Below are 15,765 nucleotides of genomic sequence, written 5' to 3'. Positions count from 1 at the left end.
GTCTTCTTATGTCTCAATTGCGTGCGGCGATCCTCGCCGCACTTTTCATGTTTGCGCAGACCCCGCCATCGCTGGCGCAGGATGTGACGTTGCAGTCGCTGGATGGCGCAATCGAACTGTCGGGAACGCTTCTGGGCTTTGACGGCGAGTTCTACCGCCTCGACACGCGCTATGGCGAACTGACAGTCGATGGAAGCGGTGTAAACTGTACCGGGCCTGGCTGCCCCAACCTGTTGAACTATGTCGCCGATCTGACGGTTTCGGGCTCTTCCACCATCGGCAACGTGCTCATGCCCGCGCTGATCGAGGCATTCGCCCTGCGAGAAGGCTACGCCGCCGAACGGGTGATGCCAGACGACTCGCATTTCATCTATACGCTGAAGGAACGTGGCACTGGTGCCAGCGTCGCGCGTTTCCGGTTCCGCGTCAGCAATACAGATGAAGGCTTTGCCGACCTGCTGGCGGATGAGGCTGACATCGTCATGTCCCTGCGCGAGGTGCGCCCAGCGGAAACCCGGCTGGCGTCAGAGGCCGGCATGGGCGACCTGCGCGCAGCCAACCGCAGCCGCGTTCTGGCGCTGGATGCGCTGATACCGGTGGTGTCACCTGCCAACCCGGTGACGCGCATTTCGCTGCGCGATCTGTCGTTGGTGCTGGCGGGCAAGCTGACCAACTGGTCGCAACTGGGCGGCCCCGATGCACCCATCGGGCTGCACCTGCTGGCCGCTGGCAACGGGTTGACCCAGGCGATTGAGGACAAGCTGATGCGCCCGGCGCGCCTGACATTCAGCGGCGATGTCACCCGGCATGACAACAACGCCGCGCTGGACCGCGCGGTCGGGGCCGATCCGTTTGGGCTGGGCATTGCCAGCTATTCCGAAATCGACTCGGCCCGGGCGTTGCAGTTGTCGGGCACCTGTGGCTTCACGCTGCGCGGCACCCGGCGCAACATCAAGACCGAAGACTACCCGCTGACCCTGCCGATGTTTCTTTATCTGCCCGCGCGGCGGTTGCCGCGGATGGGGCGTGATTTCCTGGCCTTCACCCGTAGCCCGGCCGCGCAAATCGTGATCCGTCGTGCCGGGTTCGTCGATCAGGCGCCAGAAGAGGTGCCGATTGATATGCAAGGCGACCGACTGGCCAATGCCATTGCGGTCGCAGCGGGCGATGCCGGTCTGGACGGGTTGAAACGTATGACCGAAACGCTGGCACCGATGCAGCGGTTGACCACCAGTTTCCGCTTCGAACCCGGCTCGATCTCGCTTGACGCGCAGTCCCGCTCGAACGTGCAGCAACTCGCTCGATCGCTGGAGGCGGGCGCGTTTGATGCCCGACGCGTCCTGTTTGTGGGGTTCAGCGACGGACAGGGACCGGCCGACGGCAACCTGGCCATCGCCCATCGCCGCGCCGAAAGCGTGCGCGACGCGGTCTTGGAGGCAGCAGAGGCCGCCAACCTGCGCCAGACCGACATCGGCACCGACGCCTTCGGCGAAGCCCTTCCCATGGCCTGCGACGACAGCGTCTGGGGCCGGCAGGTCAACCGGCGGGTCGAAGTCTGGGTGCGTTGACCGCTACAGCAGCCCTTCGGCCCGAAAACTGATTTCTCGCGACCGCCCGATCACAAGGTGGTCATGCAGGGCAATGCCCAACGCATCCGCCGCATTCAATATCTGCCGTGTCATGTCGATATCCTCGGCACTGGGGGTCGGATCGCCCGACGGGTGGTTGTGCACAAGGATCAGCGCGCTGGCATTGATCTCCAGCGCGCGCTTCACGACCTCGCGCGGGTAAACGGGGACGTGATCGACGGTGCCCCGCGCCTGCGGTTCATCGGCGATCAGCACGTTCTTGCGGTCAAGATACAGCACCCGGAACTGTTCGGTTTCCTGATGCGCCATCGTCGTCTGGCAATAGGCCAACAACGCATCCCAGCTGGAAATGACCTGCCGTTGAAGCACCCGCGCCTGCGCCAGACGGTGCGCCGCCGCCTCGACGATCTTCAGCTCGGTGATCACCGCCTCTCCGGCGCCGCTAACCTCTGCCAGCCGGGCGGGACTGGCCGAAACGACCGCGTTGAAATCCCCGAACCGGTCCAGCAGCGCCCGCGCCAGCGGTTTCACATCCTGCCGGGGGATCGCCCGGAACAGCACCAGTTCCAGCATCTCGTAGTCCGGCAGGGCCGCGGCACCGCCATCGCGGAACCGCGCCCGCAGCCGTTTGCGGTGGTCCGCGATATACGACGGCACCCGCCCCGCGGCCATCGGCACCGCCGATGCCTCGTCAAACAAGCCGGGCTGTTCGCGAAACTCCACCATGGCGGCAGGGTGCGCCGCGCATGGTGAAGAATTGGTTAACGCACGTCAGAGCACGTAGCGGCTCAGGTCCGTGGACCGGGTCAGTTCACCCAGGTGCTTTTCGACAAAGGCGTCATCGACCGTCACCGCCTGCCCGGCCATGTCCGGCGCGGTGAAGGACAGTTCCTCGAACACCCGCTCCATCACGGTATAGAGCCTGCGGGCACCGATGTTCTCGATCGTCTGGTTCACCTCGGCCGCGATCCGGGCCAGCGCCGCGATGCCATCCTTGGTAAAGGTGACCGCCACCTCCTCGGTCGCCATCAGGGCGCTGTATTGCAGCGTCAGGGCGTTGTCGGTCTCGGTCAGGATGCGGACGAAATCCTCTTCGGTCAGTGGCCGCAGGTTCACCCGGATCGGCAGACGCCCCTGCAATTCCGGCAACAGATCGGACGGCTTGGCAATGTGGAACGCGCCCGAGGCGATGAAAAGGATGTGGTCGGTCTTCACCGGCCCATGCTTGGTGCTGACGGTCGTGCCTTCGATAAGCGGCAGCAGGTCGCGCTGGACGCCTTCACGGCTGACGTCGTCGCCGCGCGCTTCGGCCCGGGCCGCGACTTTGTCGATTTCGTCCAGAAAGACGATGCCATTCTGCTCCACGGCCTCGACCGCGGCCAGCTTGACCTGTTCGTCATCCAGAAGCTTGTCGGCCTCTTCCGCGATCAGCACCTCGTAGCTTTCCGAAACGGTCATCCGCTTCTTCACCGTGCGTCCCCCGAACGCTTTGCCGAAGAGATCGCCCAGGTTCATCATGCCCGCGCCACCACCGGGCTGGCCGGGGATGTCGAACATCGGCGCGGGGCTCGCGGTTTCTGCCACCTCAAGCTCGATCACCGTATCGTCCAGTTCGCCCGATTTCAGCTTGCGACGGAACATGTCTCTTGTGGCCTCGCGCGCGTCGGTTCCGGCAATCGCTTCGATCACACGTTCTTCCGCGTTGCGATGGGCCGCGGCCTTGACCTCTTCGCGCATCAGCTCGCGGGTCATGGCGATCGACGCATCGACCAGATCACGCACGATCTGTTCCACATCCCGGCCAACATAGCCGACTTCGGTAAACTTGGTTGCCTCGACCTTGATAAAGGGCGCGCGAGCCAGCTTGGCCAGGCGGCGGCTGATCTCGGTCTTGCCGACGCCGGTGGGTCCGATCATCAGGATATTCTTCGGATACACCTCGTCGCGCAGGTCGTCGGATAGCTGCTTGCGCCGCCAGCGATTGCGCAGCGCGACGGCCACGGCGCGCTTGGCGTCGCTTTGGCCGATGATGAAACGGTCGAGTTCGGATACGATTTCACGCGGGGTCAGGTCGGTCATGTCGGTCCTTTCCGGGAACACGAATTTTCGATGAAAATTCGTGACTACCCAAGGGTTTCAACGGTCAGGTTGCCGTTGGTATAGACGCAGATGTCGGCGGCGATCGCCATCGCCTTGCGGGCCACGGCTTCGGCGTCCAGATCGCTGTCCATCAACGCCCGTGCGGCCGCGAGGGCATAGTTCCCGCCCGATCCGATCGCCGCCACATCATGTTCGGGTTCCAGAACGTCGCCCGCCCCGGTGATCACCAGCAGGTCGCGCCCGTCGGTGACGATCAGCATGGCTTCCAGCTTGGACAGGTATTTGTCGGTGCGCCAATCCTTGGCCAGTTCGACACTGGCGCGCTGCAACTGGCCAGGCGTCGCTTCCAATTTGGCTTCCAGCCGTTCCAGCAGCGTGAAGGCATCCGCGGTCGATCCCGCGAAACCGGCCACCACGTCGAATCCACCGGGCGACAGGCGCCGCACCTTGCGAGCGGTGCCCTTGATCACGGTCTGGCCAAGGCTGACCTGCCCGTCGCCTGCGATCACCACGTGGCCGCCCTTGCGGACGCCGATGATCGTCGTGCCGTGCCAGCCGGGAAAGCTGTCGTCTGCCATGTTGTCGCGCTCCTTGTTGGTCGAGGGCCTATATGGCGATCTGGGTCCGCGGGGACAAGGGGGCGGGCCTTGCCCGGGCCTGACGGGCGGGCTAGGCAGGGGCTATGGCACAGGCGCGCGTTGTTCGGTTCTACCTTGATCCCCCGTTGAAACGCAGCGCCGAGCGCGGGCAACACAATTTTCTGACATTGGTCGCGGAAACGTTGATAGAGGCCGGGTTTCGCGTCGCCTATCATCGTGACAGCGCCGAGGAACGGGAAAAATCCCGGGGCCGAAACGGATTTGCCCTGTTTCACATGGCGCCGCCCACCACCCAACGCGGTGTCACCATAAGGCGAGCCTATCACTATCCGTTCTGGGCAATCGAACCGCAGGCAGAGCGTTGGCATTGGCACGTCGCCCGCAGCCGGTTCAACCCGGAAACCCTTGACCCGGCCCTGGCGAAACGGTTCACGGAGTTCTGGCGCAAACGGCTGTTTGCGGGCTGGCAAGCACGCGATGACGGCTTTGTCTATGTTCCGCTGCAAGGGCGGCTTGCCGATCATCGCGCGTTCCAGACGTGCAGCCCCATTGCCATGCTGAACGAAGTTCTTGCACGCGATCCGCGCCCGGTCGTGGCGACCCTGCACCCAGGGGAAACCTACAGCGTGGCAGAGCTGTCTGCGCTTCAGGCGCTTGTGGATGCCCACCCGCGCCTGACCCTTGCCTCGGGGCAGATGGACCGGTTCCTGCCCGCCTGTTCCTGCGTGGTGACACAGAATTCAAGCGCGGCCTTCAATGGCTATTTCTTTGAGAAACCAACCGTTCTTTTCGCGCAGGTCGACTTTCACCATATCGCCGGATCGGTCCCGCGTGATGGGGTCGACGCCGCGTTTGCCGCGCGCAAGGCACCGCTGCCCGCCTATGCGTGTTACCTGTGGTGGTATTGGCAACACATGTCGATCAACGCCGGCCACCCATCAGCCAAGGTCAGGATAGCGCAGGCCTTGCGACGGGCCGGTTGGCCGATGTGAAAATGAAAAGGGCGCCCCAAACGGGACGCCCTTCAAATCAACGGATACGAACGCTTACAACGCGCCTTCGATCCAGCTTTGCAGCGCGGCTTTCGGCGCGGCACCTGCGCGGTTCGACACGACCTGGCCATCCTTGAAGATGAACAGCGCCGGAATGCCGCGCACGCCCAGGTTTGCGGCCGACATCGGGTTTTCATCTACGTCGACCTTGACGATTTTCACGCGGCCTTCGTATTCGGAGGACAGCTCTTCCAGCGACGGGCCGATCTGCTTGCAGGGGCCGCACCAGGCAGCCCAGAAATCGACCACGACGGGGATTTCGGAATTTTTCACTTCGGCGTCAAAGGTGGCATCGGTCACGGCAACGGTGGCCATAGGGAATCTCCTTGAGATGGGGCAGCGGATCTGTGCTGAGGCCGAAATCTAAGTAGCGGGGGCTGGAAGGTCAAGTTTTGCGCGCTCCAGCGCCTGCGTCACAAGATCATGCGGCAGGAACATCATCTGCGCGGTCCGGGTCCACAGGAACGCAGTCTCGATCCGCCGGTCGGGATAGACCTGCGCCAGCATTGCGGCATAGGCCCCCATCTGCCGCAGCAGCCCTTCGGGGCAGGTTTCGGGCGTGTCGGGCACGGTGCGGTTCGATTTGAAATCCACCGCCAGCACGCGGTCCGGGCCGACGATCAACCGGTCGATGACGCCGTGGCAGGGGCCAAGGCCGGGCAGGTTTGCGGACACAGCCACCTCGGCCAGCGTATCAGGCGCAAAACAGATCGACAGGCCGGGTGCGTCCAGGACCCCCACGGCTTCGTCCACAAGAGCGGGGCGGGCATCTGCGGGCACGTCTTCGCGCGCCAGCAGGGCGTCGGCCATGGTGGCGCGTTCATCGGTCGGCAGGTTGGCCAGCACCTCCAGCAGCAGGTGCACATGGGTGCCCCGAAGCTTGGCCGCGTCGCTTTCGTCGCCCTCTGCCCCGGCCAGGGCCTTGGCCCCACCAAGCTGCGACGGCGACAGGGTTTCTGGCGCGGCAGGCACATCCGGCGCCGGCTCACGCAGCCACGGCGGCATCGCCACGGCGCTGTCCGTATCGTCCTGCGGTCGGGTCATCGGCAAGGCAGCCCAATCCCCCTCTTGCAGGCGCAAACCCTGCCCCGTGCCCTGATCGCCGAACCCGACGACATGCGGCAACGCGCCGGCACGTTCCATTCCGCTCCTGACGATTTCGTACCAGGAATCGCCCTGTTTGCCCAAATCGTCGATAGCGGCGACCACCAGCCATTTCTCGGCCCGTGTCATCGCAACATAAAGCAGCCGGTCGCGTTCGCGGGCGTCGGCATCCTTGCGGGCCTGCAATCGGGCAAGCTGTCGTGCGGGCAGACTTTCGGCCTTCTGCTTCCAGAAGCCCCCGGCATCGTCCGTCAGGATGCTATCGCGCACATCTCGGCTGGGCTGGCTGCAATCGGGCAGGATCACGATGGGCGCTTCCAGGCCTTTCGCGCCGTGCACCGTCATCACGCGGATACGGTCGCCCGCGCTGTCGGCCTGACGTTTGATTTCCAGGTCGTCGGTCTGCATCCATTGCAGGAACCCGGTCAGGCTGGGCACCTCTGTCTGTTCATAGGACAGCGCCTGCTGCAACAGCGCGTCGATGCCGTCCTCGGCCTCTTCGCCCAAACGCCCCAGCAACAGGCGTCGGCCGTTGTGGCGGGTCAGGATTCGTTCGATCAGGTCATAGGGACGCAGGAAATCGGTCTGGCGCATGAGTTCTGCCAGAACCTGCACAACCTTGGGAAAGTCTTCCGCACGCTCGCGCAGCGCGACCCACAGGAATTTCTCCCCCCGGCCCTGCGCGAGATCGTAAAGCTGGCCTTCCCTCAGCCCGAACAGAGGCGAGCGCAGCGCCGTAGCCAGCGACAGGTCATCCTCTGGCGTGGCAAGGAATGCCAGCAGCGCGCCAATGTCGCGCACCGCCAGTTCCGCCATCACCTTGAGCCGGTCTGCCCCGGCGATCGGCAATTGGGCCTGTTTGCAGGCGCGAATGATTTCTGTGAACAGCCGGGACCGACGCCGCACAAGGATCAGAATGTCCCCTGCCCGCACCGGCCGTGCCTGATACGTGCCGCTGTTGCCGCTTTCGATCGGCAGCGGGTGGTTCGTATCGATCAGCTCCTTGATGAACCCCGCCACGCGCCGCGCCAGAACCACGGTATGATGTTGCGGGCTGACATGGTCGACCGGGTCATACCAGGTGCCGTCCTTGTCCTCGGTCGTTTTCTCGACCAGGGGCCACAGGTCGACGCGACCGGGCATCCGTTCCTTGAAGGCGATGTGCTTTTCATCCTGCGGAAAGCCCGAGTCGCGGCGGTTTTCAAAGGTCAGGTCCACCAGCCGCAGGATCGGCCAGGCCGAGCGAAAGGAGTGTTCCAGCGATAGCGCGTTCAGCGGGGTATTGGTGCCCCGCAGGCGGGCGGCGAACTCTGCCCGCATCCGGTCAAATTCGCGCGCGTCGGCCCCCTGGAACGAATAGATCGACTGTTTCTTGTCCCCCACGACAAAGATCGTGCGCGCGACATCGGCCCGCGCCCCTTCGCCCGAGGTGAATTCGCGTGCCAGCCGTTCGATCACGCGCCATTGCGTCGGGCTGGTGTCCTGTGCTTCGTCGACAAGAATGTGGTCGATCCCGCCGTCCAGGCGGTAGAGCACCCATTCCGCTACTGCCGGGTTGTCCAGCAGTCGGTTCGCAAGCGCGATCAGGTCATCGAAATCCAGCCAGCCTCGGCGCTGTTTTTCCGCCTCATAAGCGGCCAGAAAGACAGTCGCAAAGCGGTGCAACGCGATATCCCTGTCGGCGGCCATCAAGGCCAACCGGGTTTCGCGGGCGGATTCCACCCGGCGCATCAGGTCGTCCAGCCGGCCCGTTAGATGCGCAAGCGGGCCGTTTGCAAGGGCTTTGGTGGGCAGCTTTCCGATCTTCGCGGTAAACGGCTCTTTCGCAGTCGATCCGTTCAGCAACGCGTCTTCCAGAAGCTGCAAGGCCCCCAGATCCGGAGCCGTGATCGTCGTCAGCTTGTCTGCCAGCTTGTTGTCGTTGGAACCGCTGCCGCGCAAGACCGGGATCATCTCTGCGAACATCTCAAGCTCGCCGCCCAGAAACACGCTGTCCAACAGGCCGGGAACATCCATCCTGTCGCTCAGACCGTAGGCCGTACGAATATCGCCTTCGGTGCGTACGGAAAGAAGCACATCGCGGTTGCGGGTGATTTCGGCGCAGACCGCATCCAGCGTCTGATCGGTGCTGTGCCCTGCCAGCGCGGTGACCAGCCCGGCATCCGGGCCTTCGGCGATACGGTCCAGCACCTCTTCGCGCAGCAGTTCTGCGGCGCGGTCTTCGATTTCCTTGAACTGCGGGCTGACCCCGGCCTCTAGCGGAAAACGCCGCAGCAGCGCGGAACAGAACGAATGGATCGTCTGGATCCGCAAGCCACCAGGCGTCTCGATCGCCCGGGCGAACAGGGTGCGGGCATTGCGCAGGAAGTCGGGGTTGGCGCTGTCGACCACGCCGAGACCCGCCAATGCGGTGCCCAGGTGCGTGTCATCCAGCATCGCCCATTCGCCCAGACGCTTGAACAGGCGGTTCTGCATCTCGGTCGCGGCTGCCTTGGTATAGGTCAGACACAAGATGTGATCAGGCGGCACGTCCCGCAGCAGCAGCCGCGCCACCCGATCGGTGAGCACACGGGTCTTGCCCGACCCTGCGTTCGCCGACAACCAGGTCGACGCGCCGGGTTCGGCGGCTTCGACCTGGCGCAGGGTCGCTTCGTCGAATTGCGGCAGGCTCATTCCAGAACCTCGTCATCGGGCGGCTGCGCCCCGTCCCATTCACCGAAGCGCGACAACTGGTCATAGTCTGTGACCTCGTGTTCGGAAAAGCTGGCATTGCGCGCGGGATAGCCCCTGTCGGGGTCGTCGTAAGCGGCAATCAATTTCCCGAACTGGTCCCAAAGCTCACTTGGCGTGATCTCGTCCAACGGCGCGGTCTGTTCCCGGGGCGTGGCCCCAAGCCCGATATAGACGGCCTGTGCGACATATTGCGGGAAAAGCGGCTTGAAAACGCCCTGTTCGATCATCGCCGCCTCCAGCAGCAATTGCTTGTCGAAATGCTTCTGCTGGCTTGTGGTGGGCGGTGTGCCGGTCTTGTAGTCATAGACATGGGCGCGGCCTTCGGTGTCCATGTCGATGCGATCGACCTTGCCGGTCAGGGCAAAATCGGGCGCCGACATTCGGGCTGTGGCTTTCTTTTCCAGCATCACCGGTTGCGCCAGTTCTCGTCGCTGGTGTTCCCGCGCGATAAACCAATCAGCGACGCGATCCACCCGGGCCAGCCAGACATGCCGGATCGCGGGCCAGGGAATGTCACGGGCAACAATCTCTTCCGCGATCTGCATCAGCCGCGCGCGGGTCAACCGGTCAGAGTCTTCCATCGTTTCAGCGATGAACTGCTGAAAGATATCGTGAATCACCGTGCCCCGGATCATCGGATCGGCGGTACGCTGCAGCGGCATCAGGGGCCGCAGGTTCAGCACATGCTTGGCATAGATCGCATAGGGGTTGCGGATCAGGTGCTGAATCTCGGTCACCGACAGGTGCCGCGGGCGCGCGGCCACGGGCGGGCGCGGCGCGGGGCGCGGCGCTGGCAACGCCGGCTTCGGCGCCTCGGACGCGCGGGCCAACGCCAGCCATTCGTTGCCCCTGCCCCGCATCTGGTCCAGCGCGGCGTGGCCATTGCGATTGGGCAAGCCGTTCAGCAGGTTGATCAGCCGGTTGATCCACCGCGACGGCACGGTTTCGGCATCCTGCGATTTCAGCGCGAGGGTCACCCAGACCTCTTGCCCGCCAAAGGCCTGCTGGAAATCATGCGCTGACAGGCCGATGCGGCGTTCCGGCACCAACAGTCCGGCGTCGTGGCGCATCCGCCGGTTCAGCCACGGGTCTGCCTTTGGCATTTCCGGCCAGGTGCCTTCGTTCAGCGCGCCAAGGATCAGCAGGTCGGCGCCCATCACCCGCGCCTCAAGCGTCCCCCAGATCAACACGGTGGGGTGCGGCGTGACGGGGTTGCGCACTTCGCCCTTCGACAGAACGGCCCCGAACAGGTCGGCATAATCCCGTGCGGTCATATCGCCACCATGGGGCGCCTGATCCTGCAGGTCGGTCACGATCTTGTGCACTTCGCGCCCTGCAGATTCAGCCCACAATACGCGTGCATCGTCGCTTTCGGACCCGGCGCAAAGTCCCTGCGCACGGTCCAGATGACGTTTAACCCATTCAGTCAACGGCAGCGGGCCGGCCACCGGCGGCTGGCAGAACAGGTGCGCGACCCAGGCCGCCCAATCCGAGCGGTTGCGCGCCTCGCCCCAGGCCAACAGTTTTTCCGCGGTCGGAAACGGCCAGCCCTTGCGCCGGATGTGCAATTCCAGGTCACGGGTGTTCAAGTTGTGCTGGCTGCGTCCGGCCCCTGCGTGGCAAAGCGGATGTTTCAGCAGGGTCAAAAGCGCCTCGGCCGTCAGATCACGGATGAACAGCCCCGCGACATGGCGCATAAACCGACCCGGCGGGGTCAGCTGCGGTGGGGTACCCGCACTATCGTCGGGCAGGATCCCCCAGCGGTCCAGCGCTGCGGTCACCTGCCGCGTGAGCATCCGGTCGGGGGTGATCAGCGCGGCGGTCTGGCCGTCCTCTGCGGCCTGCCGCAAACGCAGGGCGATGGCCAGCGCCTCATCCCGCGGGCTTGCCGCCTCGACCAGTGTCACATTTGCCATGGCGTTCGACAGGTCTGGCAGGAACGGACCGTCGCGCAGCCACTGGTCGGTGACAGGTGCGGGCCGAAGCGCCAGTGACAGCACGGCGTTGCGCGCGGGGCTGGGTGGCGGCGTGTCATCCCAACGCGCCACAGCTTCGCGCCTCAGGCCAAGCTCGACCATCAGACGGGCAAAACGGAACTGGGGGTGGTCCTCTCCGGTCAGGGCGTCGCCCAGCGTGTCCCACACCGGCGCGGGCATGTCGAAATCGAAGCCGGGCAGCACGACAGCCCCCTGCGGCAGGCGCGCCACTGCCTCCATCAACAATCGCGTGGTCCCGCGCGACCCGGTGGACCCCGCAAGGATCACCGGGTGCCGGGGCGGGTTGGCCTGCCAACGCGCAATCCGGCGCAACACCGACTGGCGTTGCAACGCCTCAGTGTCGGGGGCGTCCGTGGCCAGTTCGAAATAAGGTTGCAACACCTTCAGGAAGCGCAGCGCACGTTGCCAGTGGCCGGACTGGTCCGAAACGTCGAGCGCGGCGATATTTTCGGGACTGACGCCTTCGCCCTGCATCTCGTCCATCAGGCTTGCCAGCGAATCCGCAAGGTCGAACAGCGTGTTGCGCGGGGCCAGCGTCGGGTCGGCATCCAGCAGACGCGCCACCAGTTGCGCCAGCTCCAGTCTTCTCCGCAACGGCGGCACAGCGTTCGGCAAGCCGGCCATGTCGCGGGGATCGGTGCTTTCGGTCAGCAACCGCAAGCGCGGTTGAATGCGCGGCGGACCGTTGTCCAGAAGGCTTCTCAGACGACGACGCATCCGCGTGGTGTTGACGATCACTTCAACCCGGCCGATGGCCTCTGGCGGCTGCCCCTCCAGCATCCTGTCCAGGCCACGCAGGAAGGCGGCGGGGAAATCCACACCCGGTGGCAGGCCGAAAAGACGGGGTGTGTCGGTAGGGTCAAACATCAGCCAACAGTCCTTCGGCCAGAGCGATCCCTTCGGGCCGACCAACATCACACCAGCCGCCATCATGGACGACGCCAAACAGCCCGCCCTGTTCGGCCATCTTGTTCCACACCACGTTCAGCGAAAACGCTGGTTCCCTGACCTCTTGCAACAGGTCGGTGTGCAGGATCTGCGCCCCGGTATAGACCAGATCGCCCCCGCGACGCAGCCGACCGTCGGGACCCAGGTGGAAATCGCCCGGCGCGTCGCGCCCCAAGGCCGACGTCAGCGGCACACACAACAAAAGCGCTTGCATCCGATCCGGTTGCCACGCACGGGCCAGCGTCGCCAACGGGTTTGATCCGGTCCAGACCGCGTCGGTGTTCAGCGTGAACACCGGCCCCTGCCCAAGAAGGGGCAGCGCCTTGCGCAGCCCCCCCCCGGTTTCAAGGATCTCGGGCGCCTCGTGCGACAGGGCCACATCGCGGTCCGCCAGATGCGCGGCCAGTTGATCTGCATGGTAATGCGCATTCGCCACGCGGGTCAGCGGGCCAAAGTCATCCGCAAGCGCCAGCGCATGGTCGATCAGCGGACGGCCCGCCACCCTGATCAAAGGTTTAGGACAGGTGCGGGTCAGCGGGCCCATACGGGTGCCGAACCCGGCGGCGAACAGCAGGATCGCGTTTGGGCTCATCGTGCCAGCCTTTCCAACACATCCGGCGTAGGGGCCGGGAGGTACTTTGCGATCAGCGGCGCGACCGAAGACAGCGCCGGATGGTGCAGGCTGCGGTCGATATGGCCCCAGACGCGCGGGATCAGGCCAAGGTAGCCAGGCTTGCCGCGCAGCACCGCGAGGCGGGCAAAAATCCCAAGAATCCGCAAGTTGCGCTGCACCCCGAGCACGGCGCAGGCGGCCCGCAAGGTGTCTTCTGGCGTACCGGTCCGGTCCGCGAACCGCCTGATCGCCCGGTCGGTGACCGGGCCGGTGACGTCGCGCCGGGCGTCTTGCAACAGGGACACCAGATCATAGGCCCGGTGGCCGATCAGCGCGTCCTGGAAATCCAGCAGCCCGGCACACGCCGTGCCTGTGCGCTGCGGCAGCCACAGCAGATTTTCGGCGTGGTAGTCGCGCAGGATCATCACGTCAGCCACGGACGCGTGGCTGTCGAGCGCGTCTTTCAGCGCGGCCTGCAAGGCCCGCCGGTCGGTCTGTGACGGGGTCTGCCCGGCCCGGGCCGCATAAAAGTCGAACGCCGGGTCGATCATCTGCGCAAGAAGCGATGGCGTGGCGACAGTCAGCCCTGCGGGCGGCTTGGCCCGGTGCAGTGCAATCAGCACATCGACCGCGGTGTCGTAAAGCGTTGGTTCCAGCGCGGGATCGGTTTCGCACAGTCGCGCAAACAGGTCATCGCCAAGATCCTCGATCAGCAACAGCCCGTCCTGCGGCGCCTCTGCGATGATGCGCGGCGCGCTCAGGCCGAGCGCGCTCAGGTGCCGCGAAAGCCGGGCAAACAAGGCAACGTCGCCGTCCGGGTCCTGCATCACGACCGCGGTATCCTCGCCCTTGCACAGGCGGGTATAGGTCCGACTGGAGGCATCAGGCGTCATGTCCTGCCGCGCGGCATCGCCCCAACCGCAAGCATTCAGGAACCCCGTGATCGTCACGCGGCCACCCCCTGCAGCCGCGCGCCCCAATCGCCAGCCGTCCAGCTGAGTTCCAGCGCCCTGGCCTCCGGGCTGTCCCCGGCATCGGCAAAGCGAATCCAAAGCGCCTCTTGCGGCGACAGGTCGGCCAGACGGTCAGGCCATTCCACAAGGCACAGCGCGGTTTCAAACGCTTCGGTCAAGCCCAGTTCCACCACCTGATCGGGGTCGGTCAGGCGATACAGGTCACTGTGCCAGATCTCGAAGTCAGCCGCCTCATAGACCTGCACCAACGTGAATGTGGGCGATGGTACGTCCTCTGGTGCGGGTAGCAGGGACTGGATCAGGCAGCGGGCAAAATGGGTCTTGCCCGCGCCAATTCCACCTTCCATCAACAACACATCCCCTGCCCTCAGCCGCACCCCCAGGGCGCGCGCCAGAGCACAGGTTGCAGCGGGCGATGGCATCGTCAGGCAAATCGGGGATGTCGCGGTCATGGGCCGACTTTAGCTGCCCCGCCACCAGCCGCAAGCGCGATCGCCGCTACTCTGCCGCGCGGGCGGACCATGCCGGCGCCACCCCATCCGACAAAGAGTCTCGGGCGGTAAACCGGATCAGCAGGCTTCCCCCTGCCACCGCCTGAACCCGCACCAGAACGCGCCCGCGAAGCCGGTGTTGAACGGTCAGTTCCACCGGGTGTGGCAACCGCTGTTGCTGAAGCGTATCGCACAGTTCAGACAGTTCCGGCGTATCCTCGCACAAGCTGCGCCAGTCCTTGCATTCGTCCGGGATGGTGCTTTCACCCATCCGGCCATCGGGGTCGTTGCCCCAAAGTGCCCGGTAGGCCGCGTTGCTCATTGTCAGAACGCCAAGCTGCGAAAACACGGCATAGGCATCTGACATCGCATCGAGAACCGCCAGCGACTGGTGCAACTCTGCCCGGAACCGGCGGGTCAACGAGATTTCGGCGCTAATATCCTCGATCAAGAAGGCAATCGCGCCATCGGGATGCGGCCGACCGGTGATCTTGTAGGTCAGGCCCGAAGGCAACGTCCAGGTGTCGGTATAGCGGTCATCACAGGTGGCGCGGACCAGTTCGGCAAGCTGTTCGCGCCAACCTGAATAGTTCTTGGGTTCCGGCATCATCCGCACCTCTCGCAGATGATCGAAAAAGGTCATCAGATTTGGGCGCCCGGAGAGGAATTCCGCCGGCAATGCCGTTAGGTCGATCAGCGCCGGATTGAACAGCGCCAACTGGCGGTTCCGGTCAAAGATCGCAAGCCCGATTGGCAGGTGGGCAAAGGTCTTGGTCAAGGTCTGGACGAAGTTGCGCTGCGCCTCTTCCGCGCGAACGACTGCGTCGATGTTGGTGGCCCAATGCAACGTATCGGGCCCGGCACGGCGCGAGACGACCTCGAACCAGCGCACGTCAGCCTGGCTGTTCGACCGGTCCGCCAGTCGCTCACGCCACTGTTCCGGCCGGTCCTCGGGTTGCGAGGTGACAAGCGCGATTTCCCCGGTATCCAGCGCCAACGCTTCGCAGGCGTCATTCGCCCACAAGACACGGCCATCGGGCGCGGTGCGCCAAATCGGTTCTGGCGCGCGTTGCACCACGGCGCGCAGGCGGGCCAGTTCGGCATCCAGGAACGCCGCCCGCTGCCCGTCCAGCGGCAGGCGCGCGCCGCCGCTGACCTCGACCCGCAGGCGATCGCCACGTTGGACGATGCGCAGGGTCGCGTCCTGCCCGGCAGATGCAAATTCTTGCTTTTCAAGGTCCGGAAGATCCGGTTGCAGGTCAGGAAACCGGGGAGTCAGCGCATTCCAGAGATCGCGCCAATAGATCGGGCTGTCCTGCGGCAACCCCAGCGCCCCAAGCGCGCCATCGCTGGCATCCAGCAGCACATCATCCTTCAGAACAAAGGCCATGACGGTCACATCCGGAGCGGGATCGTGCCGGCGTGCGCGCAGACCTCTTGGAAACAGATAGGTCACGGCCAAGACTATGGCCGCGGCACCCAACGCACCCAGCGCAATCATCCCCCAGACCGCCGGTTCCATTTCCATCCGTGAGCCCTTTTCAGCCAAGGTGCCACGAATTTGG

General features: G+C 64.7%; 12 protein-coding genes. 2 read left to right on the top strand and 10 right to left on the bottom strand.

Annotation, left to right across the window (positions count from 1 at the left end; genetic code table 11):
- The first annotated feature begins 8 nt into the window (after positions 1-8).
- Complete coding sequence (locus VK792_RS09960; RefSeq protein ID WP_326297328.1) at positions 9-1,568, top strand: phosphate ABC transporter substrate-binding/OmpA family protein; 1,560 nt, start codon at positions 9-11, stop codon at positions 1,566-1,568.
- A 3-nt stretch (positions 1,569-1,571) separates the two neighbouring features.
- On the opposite strand, the gene radC is transcribed toward VK792_RS09960, so the two are convergent.
- Genes radC through hslV form a run of 3 tightly spaced genes read right to left on the bottom strand, consistent with a single transcriptional unit; the run spans position 1,572 to position 4,267 of the window.
- Positions 1,572-2,315: a RadC family protein gene (gene radC / locus VK792_RS09955; protein WP_435404839.1), complete on the bottom strand. Its 744-nt coding sequence runs from the start codon at positions 2,313-2,315 to the stop codon at positions 1,572-1,574.
- A gap of 45 nt (positions 2,316-2,360) precedes the next feature.
- Positions 2,361-3,668 carry an ATP-dependent protease ATPase subunit HslU gene (gene hslU, locus VK792_RS09950; protein WP_326297327.1) on the bottom strand — a complete coding sequence of 436 codons (1,308 nt, stop codon included), beginning with the start codon at positions 3,666-3,668 and terminating at the stop codon, positions 2,361-2,363.
- Between the two features lie 44 nt (positions 3,669-3,712).
- Positions 3,713-4,267 (bottom strand): ATP-dependent protease subunit HslV, encoded by a 555-nt coding sequence (hslV, locus tag VK792_RS09945; protein ID WP_326297326.1) that lies wholly within the window; start codon positions 4,265-4,267, stop codon positions 3,713-3,715.
- A gap of 104 nt (positions 4,268-4,371) precedes the next feature.
- Between hslV and VK792_RS09940 the strand changes: the two genes are divergently transcribed.
- Positions 4,372-5,280: a hypothetical protein gene (locus tag VK792_RS09940; RefSeq protein ID WP_326297325.1), complete on the top strand. Its 909-nt coding sequence runs from the start codon at positions 4,372-4,374 to the stop codon at positions 5,278-5,280.
- Positions 5,281-5,334: 54 nt separating this feature from the next.
- Here VK792_RS09940 and trxA read toward each other — a convergent pair whose 3' ends face one another.
- From trxA to VK792_RS09905, 7 genes are read right to left on the bottom strand one after another with little or no spacing between them, the layout of a single operon-like run.
- Entirely contained in the window at positions 5,335-5,655 is a 321-nt protein-coding gene (gene trxA / locus VK792_RS09935; RefSeq protein WP_326297324.1) for a thioredoxin, read from the bottom strand.
- A 48-nt stretch (positions 5,656-5,703) separates the two neighbouring features.
- A complete protein-coding gene (gene addA, locus VK792_RS09930; RefSeq protein WP_326297323.1) occupies positions 5,704-9,117 on the bottom strand; it encodes a double-strand break repair helicase AddA in 3,414 nt (1,137 codons plus the stop codon).
- Entirely contained in the window at positions 9,114-12,041 is a 2,928-nt protein-coding gene (gene addB / locus VK792_RS09925; RefSeq protein ID WP_326297322.1) for a double-strand break repair protein AddB, read from the bottom strand. Before addB ends, addA begins: the two co-directional genes overlap by 4 nt.
- Positions 12,034-12,714 (bottom strand): nucleotidyltransferase family protein, encoded by a 681-nt coding sequence (locus VK792_RS09920; protein WP_326297321.1) that lies wholly within the window; start codon positions 12,712-12,714, stop codon positions 12,034-12,036. Before VK792_RS09920 ends, addB begins: the two co-directional genes overlap by 8 nt.
- On the bottom strand, positions 12,711-13,715 hold the full coding sequence (locus VK792_RS09915; RefSeq protein WP_435404838.1) for an aminoglycoside phosphotransferase family protein: 1,005 nt from the start codon (positions 13,713-13,715) through the stop codon (positions 12,711-12,713). The genes VK792_RS09920 and VK792_RS09915 overlap by 4 nt, the downstream gene beginning before the upstream one ends.
- Positions 13,682-14,161 carry a tRNA (adenosine(37)-N6)-threonylcarbamoyltransferase complex ATPase subunit type 1 TsaE gene (gene tsaE / locus VK792_RS09910; protein ID WP_326297320.1) on the bottom strand — a complete coding sequence of 160 codons (480 nt, stop codon included), beginning with the start codon at positions 14,159-14,161 and terminating at the stop codon, positions 13,682-13,684. The genes VK792_RS09915 and tsaE overlap by 34 nt, the downstream gene beginning before the upstream one ends.
- A gap of 46 nt (positions 14,162-14,207) precedes the next feature.
- On the bottom strand, positions 14,208-15,728 hold the full coding sequence (locus VK792_RS09905) for a PAS-domain containing protein (protein ID WP_326297319.1): 1,521 nt from the start codon (positions 15,726-15,728) through the stop codon (positions 14,208-14,210).
- Between the last annotated feature and the right edge of the window lie 37 nt (positions 15,729-15,765).

Origin of the sequence: Mesobacterium hydrothermale, assembly GCF_035818635.1 — a bacterium.
In the GTDB taxonomy this organism is placed as follows: Bacteria; Pseudomonadota; Alphaproteobacteria; order Rhodobacterales; family Rhodobacteraceae; genus Mesobacterium_A; species Mesobacterium_A hydrothermale.
The sequence above is the reverse complement of the archived record's forward strand: the minus strand, read 5'-3'. Positions and strand labels throughout refer to the sequence as shown.